The sequence below is a fragment of the Streptomyces sp. NPDC015032 genome (assembly GCF_043080425.1).
GTDB lineage: Bacteria > Actinomycetota > Actinomycetes > Streptomycetales > Streptomycetaceae > Streptomyces.
Window position 1 is genome coordinate 14,205 of record NZ_JBIBVN010000006.1, and the last position, 16,600, is coordinate 30,804.

At 70.9% G+C, this 16,600-nt stretch carries 17 protein-coding genes; 9 read left to right on the top strand and 8 right to left on the bottom strand.

The features are described from left to right. The first annotated feature begins 28 nt into the window (after window positions 1-28). From ACF08M_RS11815 to ACF08M_RS11825, 3 genes are all read left to right on the top strand, one after another. The gene (locus tag ACF08M_RS11815; protein ID WP_392185088.1) at window positions 29-745 is read left to right on the top strand and encodes a phosphatase PAP2 family protein; all 717 of its coding nucleotides are present in this window, start codon (window positions 29-31) and stop codon (window positions 743-745) included. Beyond that, window positions 745-1,446, top strand: coding sequence for an HAD family hydrolase (locus ACF08M_RS11820; RefSeq protein WP_392185089.1), 702 nt, complete (start codon window positions 745-747; stop codon window positions 1,444-1,446). The genes ACF08M_RS11815 and ACF08M_RS11820 overlap by 1 nt, the downstream gene beginning before the upstream one ends. A gap of 69 nt (window positions 1,447-1,515) precedes the next feature. Continuing rightward, window positions 1,516-1,695 (top strand): hypothetical protein, encoded by a 180-nt coding sequence (locus tag ACF08M_RS11825; protein ID WP_392185090.1) that lies wholly within the window; start codon window positions 1,516-1,518, stop codon window positions 1,693-1,695. Window positions 1,696-1,869: 174 nt separating this feature from the next. Here ACF08M_RS11825 and ACF08M_RS11830 read toward each other — a convergent pair whose 3' ends face one another. Further along, the gene (locus tag ACF08M_RS11830; RefSeq protein WP_392185091.1) at window positions 1,870-3,369 is read right to left on the bottom strand and encodes an LVIVD repeat-containing protein; all 1,500 of its coding nucleotides are present in this window, start codon (window positions 3,367-3,369) and stop codon (window positions 1,870-1,872) included. Window positions 3,370-3,554: 185 nt separating this feature from the next. Between ACF08M_RS11830 and ACF08M_RS11835 the strand changes: the two genes are divergently transcribed. Continuing rightward, complete coding sequence (locus ACF08M_RS11835) at window positions 3,555-4,202, top strand: DUF305 domain-containing protein (protein WP_392185293.1); 648 nt, start codon at window positions 3,555-3,557, stop codon at window positions 4,200-4,202. Window positions 4,203-4,424: 222 nt separating this feature from the next. Here the strand turns inward: ACF08M_RS11835 and ACF08M_RS11840 are convergent, their stop codons facing one another. Beyond that, window positions 4,425-4,805, bottom strand: a complete 381-nt coding sequence (locus ACF08M_RS11840; protein ID WP_392185092.1) for an ArsR/SmtB family transcription factor — start codon at window positions 4,803-4,805, stop codon at window positions 4,425-4,427. A gap of 646 nt (window positions 4,806-5,451) precedes the next feature. Between ACF08M_RS11840 and ACF08M_RS11845 the strand changes: the two genes are divergently transcribed. After that, complete coding sequence (locus tag ACF08M_RS11845) at window positions 5,452-5,883, top strand: peptidase inhibitor family I36 protein (RefSeq protein WP_392185093.1); 432 nt, start codon at window positions 5,452-5,454, stop codon at window positions 5,881-5,883. A 102-nt stretch (window positions 5,884-5,985) separates the two neighbouring features. On the opposite strand, the gene ACF08M_RS11850 is transcribed toward ACF08M_RS11845, so the two are convergent. Next, window positions 5,986-7,083 (bottom strand): NADH:flavin oxidoreductase/NADH oxidase, encoded by a 1,098-nt coding sequence (locus tag ACF08M_RS11850; protein WP_392185094.1) that lies wholly within the window; start codon window positions 7,081-7,083, stop codon window positions 5,986-5,988. Between the two features lie 110 nt (window positions 7,084-7,193). After that, window positions 7,194-7,574: a hypothetical protein gene (locus ACF08M_RS11855; protein WP_392185095.1), complete on the bottom strand. Its 381-nt coding sequence runs from the start codon at window positions 7,572-7,574 to the stop codon at window positions 7,194-7,196. 239 nt (window positions 7,575-7,813) lie between these two features. Here ACF08M_RS11855 and ACF08M_RS11860 point away from each other — a divergent pair, with 239 nt between their 5' ends. Next, window positions 7,814-8,356 carry a GNAT family N-acetyltransferase gene (locus ACF08M_RS11860; protein ID WP_392185096.1) on the top strand — a complete coding sequence of 181 codons (543 nt, stop codon included), beginning with the start codon at window positions 7,814-7,816 and terminating at the stop codon, window positions 8,354-8,356. Here the strand turns inward: ACF08M_RS11860 and ACF08M_RS11865 are convergent. Then, entirely contained in the window at window positions 8,344-9,060 is a 717-nt protein-coding gene (locus ACF08M_RS11865; RefSeq protein WP_392185097.1) for a cupin domain-containing protein, read from the bottom strand. The genes ACF08M_RS11860 and ACF08M_RS11865 overlap by 13 nt on opposite strands. A 182-nt stretch (window positions 9,061-9,242) precedes the next feature. Between ACF08M_RS11865 and ACF08M_RS11870 the strand changes: the two genes are divergently transcribed. After that, the gene (locus ACF08M_RS11870; protein WP_392185098.1) at window positions 9,243-10,331 is read left to right on the top strand and encodes a WD40/YVTN/BNR-like repeat-containing protein; all 1,089 of its coding nucleotides are present in this window, start codon (window positions 9,243-9,245) and stop codon (window positions 10,329-10,331) included. A gap of 215 nt (window positions 10,332-10,546) precedes the next feature. Here the strand turns inward: ACF08M_RS11870 and ACF08M_RS11875 are convergent, their stop codons facing one another. Continuing rightward, the gene (locus ACF08M_RS11875; RefSeq protein ID WP_093894247.1) at window positions 10,547-11,224 is read right to left on the bottom strand and encodes a uracil-DNA glycosylase; all 678 of its coding nucleotides are present in this window, start codon (window positions 11,222-11,224) and stop codon (window positions 10,547-10,549) included. A 342-nt stretch (window positions 11,225-11,566) separates the two neighbouring features. Here ACF08M_RS11875 and ACF08M_RS11880 point away from each other — a divergent pair, with 342 nt between their 5' ends. Together ACF08M_RS11880 and ACF08M_RS11885 are read left to right on the top strand one after the other, a co-directional pair. Next, window positions 11,567-12,673 (top strand): N-acetylglucosamine kinase, encoded by a 1,107-nt coding sequence (locus tag ACF08M_RS11880; RefSeq protein ID WP_392185099.1) that lies wholly within the window; start codon window positions 11,567-11,569, stop codon window positions 12,671-12,673. 119 nt (window positions 12,674-12,792) lie between these two features. Beyond that, entirely contained in the window at window positions 12,793-13,716 is a 924-nt protein-coding gene (locus tag ACF08M_RS11885; protein WP_392185100.1) for a sirohydrochlorin chelatase, read from the top strand. A gap of 135 nt (window positions 13,717-13,851) precedes the next feature. Here the strand turns inward: ACF08M_RS11885 and ACF08M_RS11890 are convergent, their stop codons facing one another. Together ACF08M_RS11890 and ACF08M_RS11895 are read right to left on the bottom strand one after the other, a co-directional pair. Next, on the bottom strand, window positions 13,852-14,922 hold the full coding sequence (locus tag ACF08M_RS11890; RefSeq protein ID WP_392185294.1) for a lactonase family protein: 1,071 nt from the start codon (window positions 14,920-14,922) through the stop codon (window positions 13,852-13,854). 144 nt (window positions 14,923-15,066) lie between these two features. Beyond that, on the bottom strand, window positions 15,067-16,575 hold the full coding sequence (locus ACF08M_RS11895) for an FUSC family protein (RefSeq protein WP_392185101.1): 1,509 nt from the start codon (window positions 16,573-16,575) through the stop codon (window positions 15,067-15,069). Between the last annotated feature and the right edge of the window lie 25 nt (window positions 16,576-16,600).

Below are 16,600 nucleotides of genomic sequence, written 5' to 3' on the forward strand. Positions count from 1 at the left end.
GGCGCGGAACTTCCGCGAAGATCACCCCATGCCGTCCTCGTCGCCGGTCCCACCGGTCCGCACCCGCTCCCGTCTCACCCCCTTCGGCACGGCCGTGGTCTGTGCCGCCCTCGCCCTGATCCTGCTGATCCTGGTCGCCGCGCGCTGGTCGCCGTTGATGGCCCTGGACCGCACGGTCGCGGACGCCCTGCACCGAAGGGCGGTCACCGAACCCGGCCTCGTCCACGCCAACCGGATCCTGACCGACTGGGCGTGGGATCCGTGGACGATGCGCGCCCTGATCGCGGTGGCCGTGGTGGTGCTGTGGTGGCGCGGGGCTCGGGCGCTCGCGATGTGGGTCGCAGCGACGAGCATGCTGTCGACCCTCCTGCAGCAGGGACTGAAGTCCGCGGTCGGCCGGGAGCGACCCCAATGGCCGAATCCGGTGGATTCCGCGCATTACGCGGCATTCCCCTCCGGTCACGCGATGACGGCGACGGTGAGCTGCGGTCTGCTGCTCTGGCTGCTGCACCGGCACGGTACGGGCCCCCGGGTGTGGCGGACGGCGTTGGTGGTGGCGTGGGTCTCGGTGGTCGGGGTGGGTGCCACCCGGCTCTACCTGGGCGTGCACTGGCTGAGCGACGTCCTGGGGGGCTGGCTGCTGGGGGCAGCCGTGGCCGGGTTCTCCATCGCCGGGTTCGCCCGGTACGAGGGGCGCGGCGGGCGGGCCTTGCCGCGCACTCCTGAACCGGGAAGGATCGCGTGATGCAGATCAAGGGCGTGCTCTTCGACTTTTCCGGGACCCTCTTCCGTATCGAATCGGTCCGGTCCTGGTTGCACGGGGTCCTTGCCGAGCGGGAGGTGACGGTGAGCGAGGCCGAGTTCGAACGGTACGCGCGGGGGCTGGAGGCCGCCGGGGCGTTGCCGGGCGGCTCGCTTCCCCAGCACGTTCCCGACCGGCTCGCCTCCGTGTGGGCCACCCGCGACGAGAGCGCGGAACACCACCGGGAGGCGTTCACCGGACTGGCGCGGCAGGTGGCCCTGCCCGATCCGGGGCTGTACGACGCGTTGTACGAGCGGCACAGATCACCCGCCGCCTGGCGGCCGTACCCGGACGCTGCGGAGGTGCTCGGCGCGCTGCGCGAAAGCGGCGCCCGTATCGGTGTCGTCAGCAACATCGGCTGGGACCTGCGGCCGGTTTTCCGGGCGCACGGCCTGGACGCGTTGATCGACGCCTACGTGCTGTCGTACGAACACGGCGTCCAGAAGCCGGACAGACGGCTCTTCCACACGGCCTGCACACTTCTCGGGCAGGATCCGACGGATGTGGTGATGGTCGGCGACGACCGGCACGCGGACGGCGGGGCGGCGGCCCTGGGATGCGACGTACGCTTTGTGCACCATCTGCCGGTGGAGGAGCGGCCCGATGGACTGCGGACGCTCGGACTGGTGCAGGACGTTGCCTGAGAGACATGTGAGAGATGTCCCTGACGCGCCATGGGTCGGATTGTCACATCGGGGCCTTAGCCTGTAACCATGTCCCGTTCTCCCCGCTCCTCCGATTCCGTGCGAAGCGCCGCCGTGGTGAACGAAGAGATTCGCGACCTGTGGCAGCGCTCGGGCGGCTGCCTGTCCCCGGAGGACGAGGAGCAGTACCAGCGCTTGCTCGTGGAGTGGGCTGCGGCGACCGGGGCAGGCGCCAGGTCCGCCGCCTGACCCCGGTGTCGCGTACCGCATCAGGGGGTCGGGCGCCATCGGCCGCGTGCCGCATTCGGGTGCCCGGCGCAGTGGGCCGTATGCGTCCCGCCCGGCGGAGTGATCGGCCCGGCGGGACGCACGCGGTGCGAGGTGGAGCGGGATGGTGCTGGTCGAGCGGTGGAACAGGCCGGATCAGCGGTCGAAGTAGTCCGGCTGCGTCTGGACATTGAGCTCGTCCATCCGCACCCGTTTCGCCGGGTCGGTCCGCCGGTCGTCGAGCTTCAGGACGTCGAGGCCCTTGGCGATGTCATTGGAGTAGATGTAGCCGTTGTAGTAGTACGCCGACCAGGGGCCGGCCGTGGTGACCTCGTCCGTGCTGACGGGGCCGCGCTCGAAGTAGCCGATCTCCTTCGGCTTCGAGGAATCGGTGAAGTCCCACACCGAGACTCCGCCCTGGTACCAGGCCTGGACCATCACGTCGCGGCCCTTGACCGGGATGAGCGAACCGTTGTGCGCGACGCAGACCTCGGTGTCGGCCTGCGGGCGGTCGATCTTGAAGTAGCTGCGGAAGACCAGTCTGCGGTGGTCCCCCCTGCCGACGATGTCGTAGATGCCGTCGGCGCCGCGCTTCGGGCCGACTTCCTCGTTGCAGGTGGCCGCGCCACCGCCGCCGAGCTCGTCGGTGAAGACGACCTTGTCCGCCCTCTGGTTGAACGTCGCGGAATGCCAGAACGCGAAGTTCACATTGTCCTGCACGCGGTCGATGATCTTCGGGTTCTCCGGGTCCTTGATGGAGAACAGCAGACCGTCGCCCATGCAGGCGCCGGCTGCCAGGTCCTTCGAGGGCAGCACGGTGATGTCGTGGCAGCCGGTGGTCTGGGAGACACCCGGATTGGTCGGCGCGCCCGGGTTGCCGCCGTCCGGGAAGAGCACCGGGAAGTTCACGACCGCGGCCTTCTCGGGTGCGTTGCGCGGCACCTTGATGACGGAGATCCCGTCGTGCGGCGGCCTGCAGTCGGGGAACGCCTCGCTCGGCGCGTACGAGGAGACGTACACGTAGACGTTCTTGCGGTCGGGGACCAGCGTGTGCGTGTGCGATCCGCAGGCGGTCTCGACGGCGGCGACGTACTTCGGGTCGCGTTTGTCACTGATGTCGAAGACCTTCATGCCCTCCCAGGAGGACTTCTCCGTGGCGGGCTGGGTGGTACTCGTGCAGGAGTTGTCGCTGCGGGAGGAGTCGGTGGACAGGAAGAGCAGGTTCCCCGAGACCGAGATGTCGTTCTGCGAGCCGGGGCAGAGGACCTGCGCGACCGTCTTCGGGGACTTCGGATTGCTGATGTCGAAGATCCGGAAGCCGTCGTAGTTTCCGGCGTAGGCATACTTCCCCTGGAAGGCCAGGTCCGTGTTCAGCCCCTTGAGCGCGTCCTTCGGGACGTTGGCCAGGTGGGTGATGTTGCCACTGTGGACCATCTCGTCCACGCCGGGTATCTCGCCGCTCCGGATGGCGGCCGCGGCTTCGGCTTCCTGGGCGGCGGAGACATCGGTACGGGCGACGGCGTCACCCGGATCGGGCGTCGCGGCCGCGGGGCCTGCCGTCAGCAGAGTGGCCAGCAGGCCGACGGCCGCTGCCGTCACACCCAGGCGTCTGCGCCGCACCGGACTCATGTGCAACGAAATCACTGCGTCCTCCATGTATCCGAACGTAGTTGAACGGTTCACGGACCCCGGCAGTATGGTCCTTGGCATGGCTGCCTCAACAGATGGCAACAGAGACGTAATGAAAGTTTCTGATCGCTGCCGTGCGGAAGCGTGTGAGGACGGACGGCAACCGCCCCCTATGCCAAATGGAGGTCCACTTGTTGATTCGCCGTCAGATCATGTGTGTACGCAGATCCGTGCTCGTCGCGGCCCTCGTGTCCGTCGCCCTCACCCTGGCGGCATGCGACGGGGGAAGCCGCGAAAGCCGTACGAAGGCCCGGGCGGACGCGGGTCCTTCGGTGGTGGCGCCGGGAAAGCCGGGCGAGCCCGCGCGGACGCTGTCCGTGGAGGAGGCTGCGAAGGCCGCCGGGGACGACACCCCCAACTCGGCCGACTTCCGCTATGCGCAGATGATGATCCAGCACCACGCCCAGGCGCTGGAGATGACCGGGCTTGCCCCCGCACGCTCCGGCTCCACCGCGGTCAAGCGCCTCGCCGAGCGCATCACCGCGGGCCAGAAGCCGGAGATCGGCGCCATGGAGGGATGGCTCAAGCACAACGGCGGCGAGAAGCGCAAGAACGGCCACGATCATTCGGCGATGCCGGGGATGGCGACCCCGGCACAGCTGGAGCAGTTGCGGACGGCTGAGGGCACGGACTTCGACAAGCTCTTCCTGAAGCTGATGATCACCCACCACCAGGGCGCGATCACGATGGCGACCGAAGTGCTCTCGCAGGGGAACAACGTCCAGGTGGAGGAGATGGCCGGGGACGTCGTCGCCCAGCAGACGGTCGAGATCGACAGAATGCGCGCGCTGTCCCCCTGACCACGCCGCGCCGCTCGCCGCACACCCGTGGGTGCACGCCCCCGGGGCCGCGCGGCGGGCACCGGGGCCCGCGCCCGGTGGGGGCGACGGCCGACTGCGCGTCGAGCGGGAGGCCGCGCGGAGCCGGAGGCCGGTGAAGACCGCGGACCGGTCGGAGCCGCTGAGCGCCGCGCAGGAGGGCGACCGGCGCGGATCGCGAGGCCACCGGTGCGGATCGTGAGGCTATCCGCCCTCTCCGACGCGCTGCGCCTGCCGGTTCGCGGCGTCGAGGATGCTGTCGAGCAGGCCGGGGAACAGGGCTTCCAGATCGTCGCGGCGCAGCCCGTTCATCTTGGCCGTGCCGCGGTAGATCTGCTGCACGATGCCGCTCTCGCGCAGTACTCGGAAGTGATGTGTGGTCGTCGACTTGGACACCGGAAGGTCGAAGCGGGAACAGGTGAGTTCCGCGTCGGCGGCGGCCAGCTCGCGGACCACGCGCAGCCGCATCGGGTCGGAGAGCGCATGGAGCACTCCCTCGATGCGGATCTCGTCCCGCGCGGGGTGGTCGAGCGCGCGGCCGCCGACCGCAGCTGCGCTGGTGACGGGGGCGCCGACTGGGGTCACGATGGCTCCACTTCCTGGTACGGTCCGGTCTCCCATAATACGAGATTCATCGTAGTTCGAGCTTCACCGGGCGCCGGATCCGCCCCCACGCCGACGGGCCGACCCCAGCGGCGAAACGGTCAGCGCGCCGGCGCCGAACAGTCGCCCAGCGGCCGGTCAGCCACTGAGCAGGTCCGGGTTGTCCGAGAGTGAGGCGAGGTGTCCCGCAGGATCCTCGATCAGCTTGCGCGCCTCCAGGTCGAGCATCCCCGCCAGGCCCGTGACCAGGGTCATGGACGTCCCAACACCACGGAGGATTCCGCAAATTCCCCGCTCCCGGGGCCGTCGGCGATCCGGCGACACGTCCGGGGCGGCAGGCTTGAGGCGCCCCCTGCCCTGCTCCCCCGCCCATCATCACCCCAATTCGTCACCCCCTTTCGCCGCTGCTCGAAAGGCTTGGCCATCGAGCCCGGCAGCGCCGACTCTGGCTGAGGCAACACGGGGGATATCGCTCGGACGCCACCCGGTACCCGAGGGGGGAGGGGCGGCGCGCTGCTCAACAAGTGTGTGACTTACCGGTGGGCAGCGCCGTTTCCCATGCTTGGGAGCCGCTCGAGGCCGACTGTTCCCCAACAACCGTGAGAATCGACAGAGATGGGGAGAACTCATGCGATCAACACGTACGGTCCTGGTCACGGGTGCGGTGATTTTCGCCTTCGGCGGTCTCATGGCCGCTGTCCCGGCCACCGCGGCGGACACATCACCCCGGGTCGCGGCGGCCGCCGCGCCGAGCGGCTGCGCCTCCGGGGACGTCTGCTTCTATTCCGAGAAGAACTACAAGGGCAGCAAGTGCTCCTGGGATGCCGCCGACCCCGACACTCTGAGCGGCTCCGTCGTCTGTTCGTGGATGAAGTCGGGGACCAAGGTCAAGTCGGTCTACAACCACGGCACGAGCAGCGACGGATCGACCGGCGTCGTCTTCTTCCGCAAGAAGGACTACGTGGACCGGATCGGCTGCACCAAGAACGGAAGCGGCGGAAACCTGGCGGGCACCTACATTCCGCGTTCCCTGAAGTGGACGAGCGGAGACTGCGGGTGACCTGACGGCGCACCGCCGGTGGCGCATCCGAAGCGGCCTGCTGGGTTCCCCACAGGCCGCTTTCCGCTTCGCGCCCTGGGCATTCCGCTTTCCGCCCCGTGGTCAGACCGCGCGGAGGTACTGGTCCGGTGTGCGGAGCTCGCCGCCCAGTTCGCGGGCCGCGTACTGGGCCCACGACGGGCTCCGCAGCAGCTCGCGGCCGAGGAGGACCGCGTCCGCGCGGCCCTCGGTGATGATCTTCTCGGCCTGCTGCGGCTCGGTGATCAGGCCCACGGCCGCCACGGGCAGCGAGGTCTCCGCCTTGACCCGCGCGGCGAAGGGAACCTGATAGCCCGGCCCGGTCCCGATGCGGGCGCGCGGGGCGTTTCCGCCGCTGGAGACGTCCAGCAGGTCGACGCCGTGGGCCTGGAGCTGCTGGGCGAGGCGCACGGTCTCTTCGACGGTCCAGCCCTCGCGCTCGTCCTCGTCGTTCTCCGTGAGCCAGTCCGTCGCGGAGATCCGGAAGAGGACGGGCAGCTCCTCCGGCCAGACCTCGCGCACCGCGTCGACGACCTGCAGTGCGAAGCGGACGCGGTTCTCGAAGCTGCCGCCGTACTCGTCCGTACGCCGGTTGCTGTGCGGGGAGAGGAACTGTCCGATGAGGTATCCGTGGGCCCCGTGCACCTCGGCGACCTCGAAGCCCGCGTCGAGCGCGCGGCGGGCGGCCTCGCGGAACTGGCCGACGACGCCCTGGATCTCGTCCACCGTCAGCTCGTGCGGCACGGGGTGGCCGTCGTCGAACGGCAGCGGGCTCGGCGCGACGGTCGTCCAGCCGTGCGCGTCCGGGCCGACGGGTCCACCGCCCAGCCAGGGGGCCGCGGTCGATGCCTTGCGCCCCGCATGGCCGAGCTGGATACCCGGAACCGATCCCTGTCCCTTGAGGAAGTCGGTGATCCGCCGGAAGGCCGCCACCTGCGTGTCGTTCCAGATGCCGAGGTCCGCGGGGCTGATGCGGCCCTCGGGGCTGACTGCCGTCGCCTCGGTGAGGATGAGTCCGGTTCCGCCGATGGCGCGTGCCGCGAGGTGGGCGAAGTGCCAGTCGGTCGCGACACCCGCGTTCGGCCCCACCGGTTCGGCGCTGTACTGGCACATGGGCGCCATCCACACCCGGTTGGGAATGACGAGCGACCGCAGGGTGTAGGGCTCGAAGAGGGCACTCACGTCGGACTCCGTTTCGACAGGTACGTAATAATCGCTAGTACGATACCTCTCGTACTACGACGTTCGTCAAATTACGAAGTTCCTCGTACAAGAGTGCCGCCCTACGCGACTCAGCCGCGCCGTCTGAGCGTGAGGGCGGCGTCCGCGTCGTACCCCTGGGTCCAACTGCGTCCGGCGCCCGACTTCCAGGTGACATGGGCGGTCGCGCCGTCGACCCGGACACTCTCCACCGTCATGGCCCGGTCGCCGTCCCGCACATCCCCCCGGCGCAGCTCGCGCGCCTTGACCGTGACGGGCTCCGCCGACTGTGCACTCTCGGCCTCGTCCGCCGCGAGGACGAGAGCCGCGGCCAGTTCCCGGGCGCGGGCAGGACCGCAGATCACGGTGAACTCCCCCGACGACGTCACACCCCTGATCTCCACCCCCGCCCCTACGGGGGTCACCTCCAGGGTCGCACCGCCTCCGTCGCGGTCCTCGATCCCACTCGTCATCGCTCCGCCCTCCTCTCCGTTCCGCCCATCCGGCCGCATCCCCGGCCGAGCCCGCCGGAGCTGCTCCAACAGGCCCGGACAGCCGGGTTCGAGGCCGCCGGTGCCGACCACCGGGTTCTGCGGCACCGTCATCGGGCCGACCCTTCAGAATTTGAGCACATGCACACCGGGCAGGCCGCTCGGGTGCACGGTTCTATTCCGTTGTGCAGCCGCACCCGCCCCGGCTACCGTCCGGCGCCATGACGACACCCACCCTGCACACCGCGCGACTGCTCCTGGAGCCGTACACACCTGCCGACGAGGACGGCTTCGTGGCGCTCTTCCAGGACGTCCGGGTATCCCGGTGGATGGGCGACGGCCCACAGACCGAGGCCGAGGACCGCTCCCTGTTCGAACGCGTCTTCAGCAAGGTGTACGCCGGAGGGCTCTTCGACGTATGGGCCGTGCGGCACGGCGGCCGCCTGGTCGGCCATGCGGAGATCAAGCCGTCCCCGTCCCCCGATGTGGACGGTCACGAGATCGTCTACGCCCTGGCCCCGGCCGTGTGGGGGCGGGGGTTCGGCACCGAGATCGCGTGGGCCCTGACCTCGTACGGCTTCGACACGCTGGGGCTCACCGAGGTACACGCGACGGTGTCCGCCGAGAACATCGCGTCCCTGGGACTCCTGGGCCGGATCGGATTCCGGCACGTCCGGGACACGACGGAGGATGACGGCAGCACAACCCGGGTCCTCACACGCTCCACGGCCGGCGGCCTCGCCGGGGCCGGTCAGCCCCGGTAGACGTCAAGACGCCCGCACATGCCGAACTTCCCGTAAGCGGACGGTTGTTCGGCGTGCACACAGGCGTCGACGAGGTATCCGCCGTCGCCGCGCGCCAGGGCGTCGAGCCGGCCCCCGGTCACCTCGGACGCGGCAGCGGCTCCCTTCCGCCAGCGCCCCCGCCAGTCCTCCGTCCTCGGACGCACGAATGCGGCGGCGGCCCGGTGGAAGGCTCCGAGCGGCCCGGGGTCACCCGCCTCGGTGGCACGGCGCAGCGCGAGGAAGCCCTCGACGGCGAGATCACGGCGGGCACGTGCGGCCCGTTCCTGCTCCTCCTCCGAGCCGTCGGCGGGAAGGGGGACCGCCGCCCGGTAGGCGTCGGGGTCCGCCAGATGGCGGGGCGGCAGGGTGAGCACGGCGTCACCGGCCTCGGGCAGCCCGCTGTTCTCCATGAGAACGACGATCCGCAGCCCGTCCTCGTTGACGAGACGGTGGATCGTGCCGGGGGTGAACCAGACCAGGGCCCCCGGGGTCAGCGGCGTCTGCCGGAACCCCGACGTGGTGAGGGTCTGCACCGAGCCCGTGCCGCCGACCACCACATACCCCTCGGAACAGGTCAGATGCAGATGGGGCGTCCCGCCGCGCAGCCCGTCCGCGGCGGGCCAGTCGTAGACCCGCAGGTGGGAGACGGCGACTGCGCCGGGCAGCCCTTCGAAGGTCGGCACAGGTGCTCCCAGATCTCTCCGCCAAAGCGCTCGGCAAGCGCTTTCCGCACGTGCTGCACCGTACCTTCGCCGACCGTGGACGCAACAGGGTCCGGGTATCCGGGCCGCCCTGCGGGCCTCTGTCAGTGGTGGGGTGCAGACTGGCCCTTATCCGGCACAACGGCGTTTCGGGAGGTTCGGCCATGACCGACGTACTGCTCACCGTGGGCACCCGCAAGGGACTCTTCATCGGCCGCAGGCGCACCGGCACATGGGAGTTCGGCGGCCCGCATTTCAACGCCCAGGCGATCTATTCGATCGCCATCGACACCCGCAGGCACGTACCCAGGCTGCTGGTCGGCGGGGACAGTGCGCACTGGGGCCCCTCGGTCTTCCACTCGGACGACCTGGGTGCCACCTGGGTGGAACCGAAGCAACCGGCCGTGAAGTTCCCGCAGTTCACCGAGGCATCGCTGGAGCGGGTCTGGCAGCTGCACCCGGCAGGTCCCGAGGCGCCCGATGTCGTGTACGCGGGGACGGAACCGGCCGCGCTGTTCCGTTCCCAGGACGGCGGGGAGTCCTTCGAGCTGGTCCGCCCGCTGTGGGAGCATCCGACGCGATCGAAGTGGGTGCCGGGCGGCGGCGGTGAGGGGCTGCACACCATCCTCACGGACCCGAGGGATGCCCGCGCGGTGACGGTCGCGGTCTCCACAGCCGGGGTGTTCCGCAGCAAGGACGGCGGTGCGAGCTGGACTCCGTCGAACAAAGGGGTGTCGGCGGTCTTCCTCCCCGACCCGAACCCGGAGTTCGGCCAGTGCGTCCACAAGGTGGCCCGGGACGCGGTCGATCGCGACCGGCTCTACCTCCAGAACCACTGGGGCGTCTTCCGGAGCGATGACTCCGGGGGCGGCTGGACGGACATCGGCCGCGGCCTGCCCTCCGATTTCGGATTTGCCGTGGCCGCGCACCCGCACCGCGCGGACACGGCGTATGTCTTCCCGATCAACGCCGACGCCGACCGCGTCCCGGCCGAACACCGCTGCCGGGTATTCCGCACCGAGGACGCGGGCCACAGCTGGGATCCGCTGTCGGCGGGCCTGCCCGAGGAGACGCATTACGGCACGGTGCTGCGCGACGCGCTCTGCACGGACGACGCCGATCCGGCCGGCGTCTACTTCGGCAATCGCAACGGCGAGGTGTACGCGAGCGCGGACGACGGGGACAGCTGGCAGCAGCTCGCCGCGCATCTGCCGGATGTCCTCTGCGTCCGGGCGGCTGTCCTCGCTCCCTGACCACCGGTGGCTGGTCCGGGCGGCACACCCGGCCGGGCAGCTGGGCCGGGCGTGCCACGGCGGCGACGTGCTCGCGCGGGTCGGCGGCGTGCCGATGCATGACCTTGTTCCGGCTGGGTCGTGACGTGGAACGGGTCCGGGCGGCAGTCCCGTTCGGACGCGGCCGGTTTCGACATCCTGCCGGTGCCACCCTGGACCGGCGGGACGTCCTGTTTCTACGGCAGTTGCCAGTCCACCGGCTGGGCCCCCTGGCGGAGCAGCAGTTCATTGGTGCGGCTGAACGGGCGCGAGCCGAAGAAACCGCGGTCCGCCGACATGGGCGAGGGGTGCGCGGACTCGATCGCGGGGAAGCCGTCGAGGAACGGCCGCAGATTGCGGGCGTCGCGCCCCCACAGCACGGACACCAGGGGCTTGCCGCGCGCGGCAAGAGCCCGGATCGCCTGCTCGGTCACTTCCTCCCAGCCCTTGCCCCGGTGCGCGCCCGGCTTACGGGGCGCCGTGGTGAGCGCCCTGTTCAGCAGCAGCACGCCCTGGCGCGTCCAGGGCGTCAGATCGCCGTTGGACGGCCGTGGAAGCCCCAGGTCCGTGTGGAGTTCACGGAAGATGTTCTCCAGACTGCCGGGCAGCTGACGCACCTCGGGGGCCACCGAGAAGCTCAGTCCCATCGCCATCCCCGGCGTCGGGTAGGGATCCTGACCGACGATCAGAACTCGTACCTCGTCGAAGGGTTGCTGGAACGCGCGCAGGACATTGGCTCCGGCCGGCAGATAGGTGCGGCCGGCTGCAACCTCCGCTCGCAGGAAATCACCCATCGCGGCGACGCGTCCGGCCACGGGAGCGAGCGCCTCGGCCCATCCGGGCTCTACTACTTCATTCAACGGTCGTGGTGCCACGGAGCATCACTCTACCGGCGTACACGACCCGCACCACCCCGGCGTCGGCCGGTACGGCCGGTCTTCCGCACCCCCGGACCCGGTTCGCGGAACTAAGGGCTGTCCCGTAATCCCTGGTGGATCAGCGCGCGGCGTCAGATGCGGTGCATCGCAAGGCGGAGGGACGTCCGCATACTGGATGTATTCGGACGTTCCGACAACGCGGCGAGGATGGGGCCTCACCTGCTCGAGCGCAGCCGAGAGCTTGGGGAAGTAGCTGTCGTCGTGCGCCCGCCAGGGATTACGGGACAGCCCTGAGGGATAGGCTGTCGCCGTCCTTCCCCTTCTTCCTGGAGCCGGTCCATGAGCTCACGCGGGCATTCGCCGGCCAACAGCGGTGATGGTGTGCGTCCGGGCGCGGGGACGGATACGCCGGGACCGTACGTGCTCGGCGTGGACTCGGGCGGCTCCGGGCTGCGGGTGGCTCTGGGCATGCTCGACGGTTCCGCTCCGGTGGGAACGACGGTCTGCCCCGCGCCGGTACGCACCGGACCCGCGGGTATCGACGCGGGTCATCTGCTGGAACAACTGCTGCCCGCCGCCCGCCTGTTGCTGGAGCGGCACGGCGGCGGTGACGGCAGCGGCAGTTCGGCAGGCTCCGCGATCGCTGCCGTGGCGATCGGCGCCGCCGGCATGGCTACGCTCGGCGGGCAGTTGCGCACCGAGCTGCCCCCGGCCCTGGAACAGGCGCTCGGGGTGCGCCGGCTGGCTCTCGCCGCCGATGCGGTGACCGCGTACGCGGGTGCGGTCGGTCAGCGTCCGGGGGCGGTCGTCGCGGCCGGCACGGGCATGATCGCGCTGGGTACGGATCTGACGAGCTGGCGCCGCGCCGACGGCTGGGGACATCTGCTGGGTGACAGTGGTGGCGGGGCCTGGATCGGGCGGGCCGGTCTCGATGCGGCCATGCGCGCCCATGACGGGCGGCGCGGCGGGTCCGCGGCACTGCTGGCCCGGCTGGAGGCGGTGTTCGGGCCTGCGCCGGAGCTGCCGGGGCTGCTCTATCCGCGTACCGACCGGCCCGCCGTGCTGGCCTCGTTCGCGCCCGAGGTCGCCGCGTGCGCCGGCCATGATCCGGTCGCCGCGGGCATTCTGCGCGAAGCCGCCGGTCATATCGCCGAGGCGGCCGCGGCGGTGTGCCCGAAGACCGGGGCGGACGACGAGCCGTGCGAAGTAGCCCTGACAGGCGGCCTGTTCCGGATGGGCGATCCACTGCTGGTACCGCTGCGCGAGGAGCTGGCCCGGCAGGTTCCGCAAGCACGGGCGGTCCCCGGTTCGGGTGATCCGCTGGCCGGTGCGCTGTCCATCGCCCAGGCCCTGGCCACCGGGGATCTCCGACTACCCCGTCATCCGACACTGCTCCGCGTCCCCGGTGACGAGCCTGCGAAGGAGCCTGGACAGGCACGTGGATAGGTACCGACAGAGCAGGGCAGTCAACCAGTAAGCCCCTCATCGGATAAAAGCGGACAGATAACACCTGACTGCCCCCTCCCCGAACGGAGGGGTACCCAAAACCAGTAGCATGCGGCGCCATGAGCACCCCCACTGGGCCCGCTTCCGGCCTGCCTGTACGAATGCCGCGACCTCGCCAGTCCGGACGGCACCGCCGCCCGGAGCCCGTGGTCGCACCCGAGGGCGCCGCCGCGCTCGTTCTCGCCGTTCCCGGTACCCCCTCTTCGGCCACACGCGGTCTGGCCGAAGAGGTGATCAGCATCGCCCGTTCCGAGCTGCCCGGCCTCAATGCCGTGATCGGCTACCTCGACGGCGACGACGCCGAGTACCCGAGGCTCTCGGCCGTACTCACCCACAGCGCCGCCGAGCGTGTCGCGCGCTACGAGCAGGCGCAGGCCGCCGGCCGTGAGGTCGCCGAGCCCGAAGGCCCGGCGGCCGTCGTGGTGCCGCTTCTCGCGGGGCCGGACAGCGCTCTGATCCGGCGGATACGGCAGGCCGTGATGGACAGCGGCACGCAGGTCGAGCTGACCGATGTACTCGGCCCCCATCCGCTGCTCGCCGAGGCGCTGCACGTACGGCTCTCCGAGGCCGGGCTGGCCCGCGCCGACCGTGCCAGGCTCTTCACCGTGGCAACGGCCGCCGACGGCATCGTGCTGGCCACGGTGGGTGGCGAGGAGGCGGTGCAGGCCGCCGGGATCACCGGCATGCTGCTCGCCGCCCGGCTCGCCGTACCGGTGATGGCCGCCGCACTCGACGTGGAGGGTTCCGTCGCCTCGATCGCCGGGCAGCTGACGGGCTCCGGCTCGGCGCAGCTCGCGCTCGCCCCGTACCTCGTGGGCCCCGAGGTCCCCGAGGGACTGCTGGACGCCGCCGCGAAGGAGGCGGGCTGTGCGACGGCCGAGCCGCTCGGCGCGTATCCGGCGATCGGCAAGCTCGTGCTGTCGATGTACATGACGGCGCTCGGTATCGCGCCGACGACGCCGCAGGGTGCTCAGGCACATTGACCCGGTGCCGGGCTGCCCGGCAGCACATCTGCCCTCGACCGCCGGGCGGGTCCGGTTCTCCGGGCCCGTCCGGCGATCGCGCTGTGTGCGGCGGCACGCGTGGCTCATGGGACGCGACGTCGCTCGGCCGGGACGTCAGGCGAAGATCACGCAGGACGCGGCGGGAGTCTCCAGCGCGCCCTTGTGGTGCGGCACGCCGGTCGCGGGGTCGACGGCGAACCAGCTGACGTTCCCGGACCGCTCATTAGCCGCGTACAGCCACCCGCCGGTGGGGTCGAGCGCGAGGTCGCGGGGCCAGTGCCCGCCACAGTCCACAGTCGTGACCAGAGTCGCCGTCCCACCCGTCGCGTCGAGCGCCAGGACGGAGATGCTGTCGTGCCCCCGGTTCGCGGTCCACAGGAACCGCCCGTCGTGCGAGACGACCACCTCGGACGGGTACGTCGCCGTGTCCGCACCGCCCGCTGGTTCCTCGGGCAGTACGGGCGTCTCACCGACCGGTTCGAGGACCCCCGTGGTGGGGTCCCACCTGCACACGGTGACGGTCGGTTCGAGCTCGTTCAGGACGTAGGCGTGGCCGCCCGCCGGATGGAACGCCAGGTGCCGCGGGCCCGCTCCCGGTCGCAGGGCCGTCTCGCGGTGCGGCCGCAGCGCCCCGGTGGCCGTGTCCAGCGCGCAGATCCGTATGGAGTCGGTGCCGAGGTCCACGCTGAGCACCCAGTTCCCCGAGGGGTCCGGCAGTACCTGGTGGGCGTGCGGGGCCTGCTGGCGGTCGGCATTCGGACCACTGCCCTCGTGCCGGAGCACCGCGGTGACGTCCCCGAGGGAACCGTCGGCCCGCACGGGCAGGGCGGTCACGCTGCCCGAGCCGTAGTTGGCGGTGAGCAGATGGCCGCCCGCGAGCGCGAGATGGGTCGGTGCGCTGCCGTCGACCGGCCGGATCTCGCCGATCGGCCGCGGCACATCGCCGGTGACGTCGAAGGCGGCGGCCGCGCCGTGCTCGGTCTCACTGACGGTGTAGAGCACCCTGCCGCCCGGCCCGGGCCCGTGCCCCAGGACGAGGTACGAGGGATCGGGGACCGTGTCCGTCGCGCCGAGGAAGGTCAGCGCCCCGGTCTCCCGGTCCACGGCGGCGACGGTGATCCCCCGCCCGCCCGCCGAGGTGAACGATCCGATGAATGCCCGCCCCGCGCCGTTGTCGCTGTCCACTGCACTGCTCGTCACCGCATTGCCCCTCTCCGCCGACTGATCACGGCCGTCCTCGCAGTCGTGATCTTCCGGGGCGACGGTAGCAGTCGGTCCCGTGAGGTCTAGACCAGGACGTCGACTGTCGGCAGGCTCCGTGCGGTGAGGTCACACACCGATCAGCGGGGCGCGCGGGTCGCTGCGCAGCGGTATGGCGAGTTCGGCGAGCGCCCGCTCCAGACCGTGCAGATGGGCGAGGGCGGGCTCCGCGACGGCCGGGGACGACGGGGTGCCCTGCGAGCACGCTCTCTGCGGCAGGTCCGGGGCCGTCAGCGCCTCGACGGCTGCCTCGACGCGCCAGCAGGCGGCAGCGAGGCGGGCGTCGTGGGAGGCTTCCGGGTCCGCGGCGACCGAGGCCAGTCCGCGCACCTCCCGTGCGCACGTGTCCAGCAGGGCGAGTACCTGTCGGGCACGGGCCTTGCGGGCGCGCAGCGGGCTCAACGGGTGCACCAGCGGGGCCAGGGACAGCCGTACCCGTCCGAGGAGTGCCTCCAGTTCGGCGATCCGGGGCGCGGGATCGGCGGTCGGTGCCCCGGAGAGCCTCGCCGCCGCTTCCGCCGTACAGGTGTGTACGCAGCGCAGGGCCCGCTGGATCCACACGTCGGTCGTGGCGTGTGTGGTGACCGGCAGCACGAGGAGCACCGCGAGCATCGCACCGAGCGCTCCGGCGGCGGTCTCGGTGAGCCGCAGCACGAGCAGGGCCGGGTCCAGCACACCGAGGAGTCCGTAGAGCGCTCCGGCCATGACCGTCACCGAGAACACCATCCAGGTGTAGGAGACCGCGGCGGTGTAGAAGATGCCGAAGACGCCGATCGCAACAAGGATCGCGCTGGGTACGGCAGCCCCGTGCAGCGGAACGACGACGGCCAGACCGATGGGGATGCCGATCAGTGTGCCCAGGATCCTGCGGAAGCCACGTACCAGTGTCTCGCCGCGCGAGGCGGTGTTCACGAAGACCCACCAGGTGGCGCCCACGGCCCAGTACCAGCGCTGCTCGGACAGGAGCAGTCCCGCAGCCAGTGCCAGGGCTCCCCCGGCGGTCGCCTGAATCGCTTGGCGTGTGGTCGCGCGGGCCAGTCCCTCACCGGTCGCCGGGGCGGGCACGGCGGCGGCGGGGGGCAGTCGGCGCTCGTAGCACCACAGCCCGAAGCGCACGGTCGACGAGGCGAGCAGGGAGAGGGCGACCGCGGAGTACAGCTCGGGCAGCTGCGCGGGCAGCGTGTGGAGGAACTGCGTGGTGAAGAAGGCCATGAACGCGAAGACGCCCAGTGAGTGACCGCGCGGCCCCCATCGCCTGGCGTACACGCCCAGGCCCATGACCGCGAGAAAGGCCACGTCCCGCGCCCGCGGGTAGTCGTGCAGCCCTGCCGCGAGGGCGAGCACGGGGAAGCCCACGGCCGGCAGCAGCGCGGTGGTGACCGCCTGGGCGCGCACCGTGGTGTCCAGCACCGTGAACAAGGCCAGCAGCGCGGCGAGACCGCCGGTGATCGCCGCGACGAGGGAGTGACCGGCCAGTCCGCACACCACGACGGCCAGCCCGATGCCGAGGACGGCCCGGACACCGCTGCGCAGCCGCAGTCGGCCCGGGTCCGGGGAAACGAACATCCTCTTCAGCACGGCATGCTCCTGCTTCTGCACACAC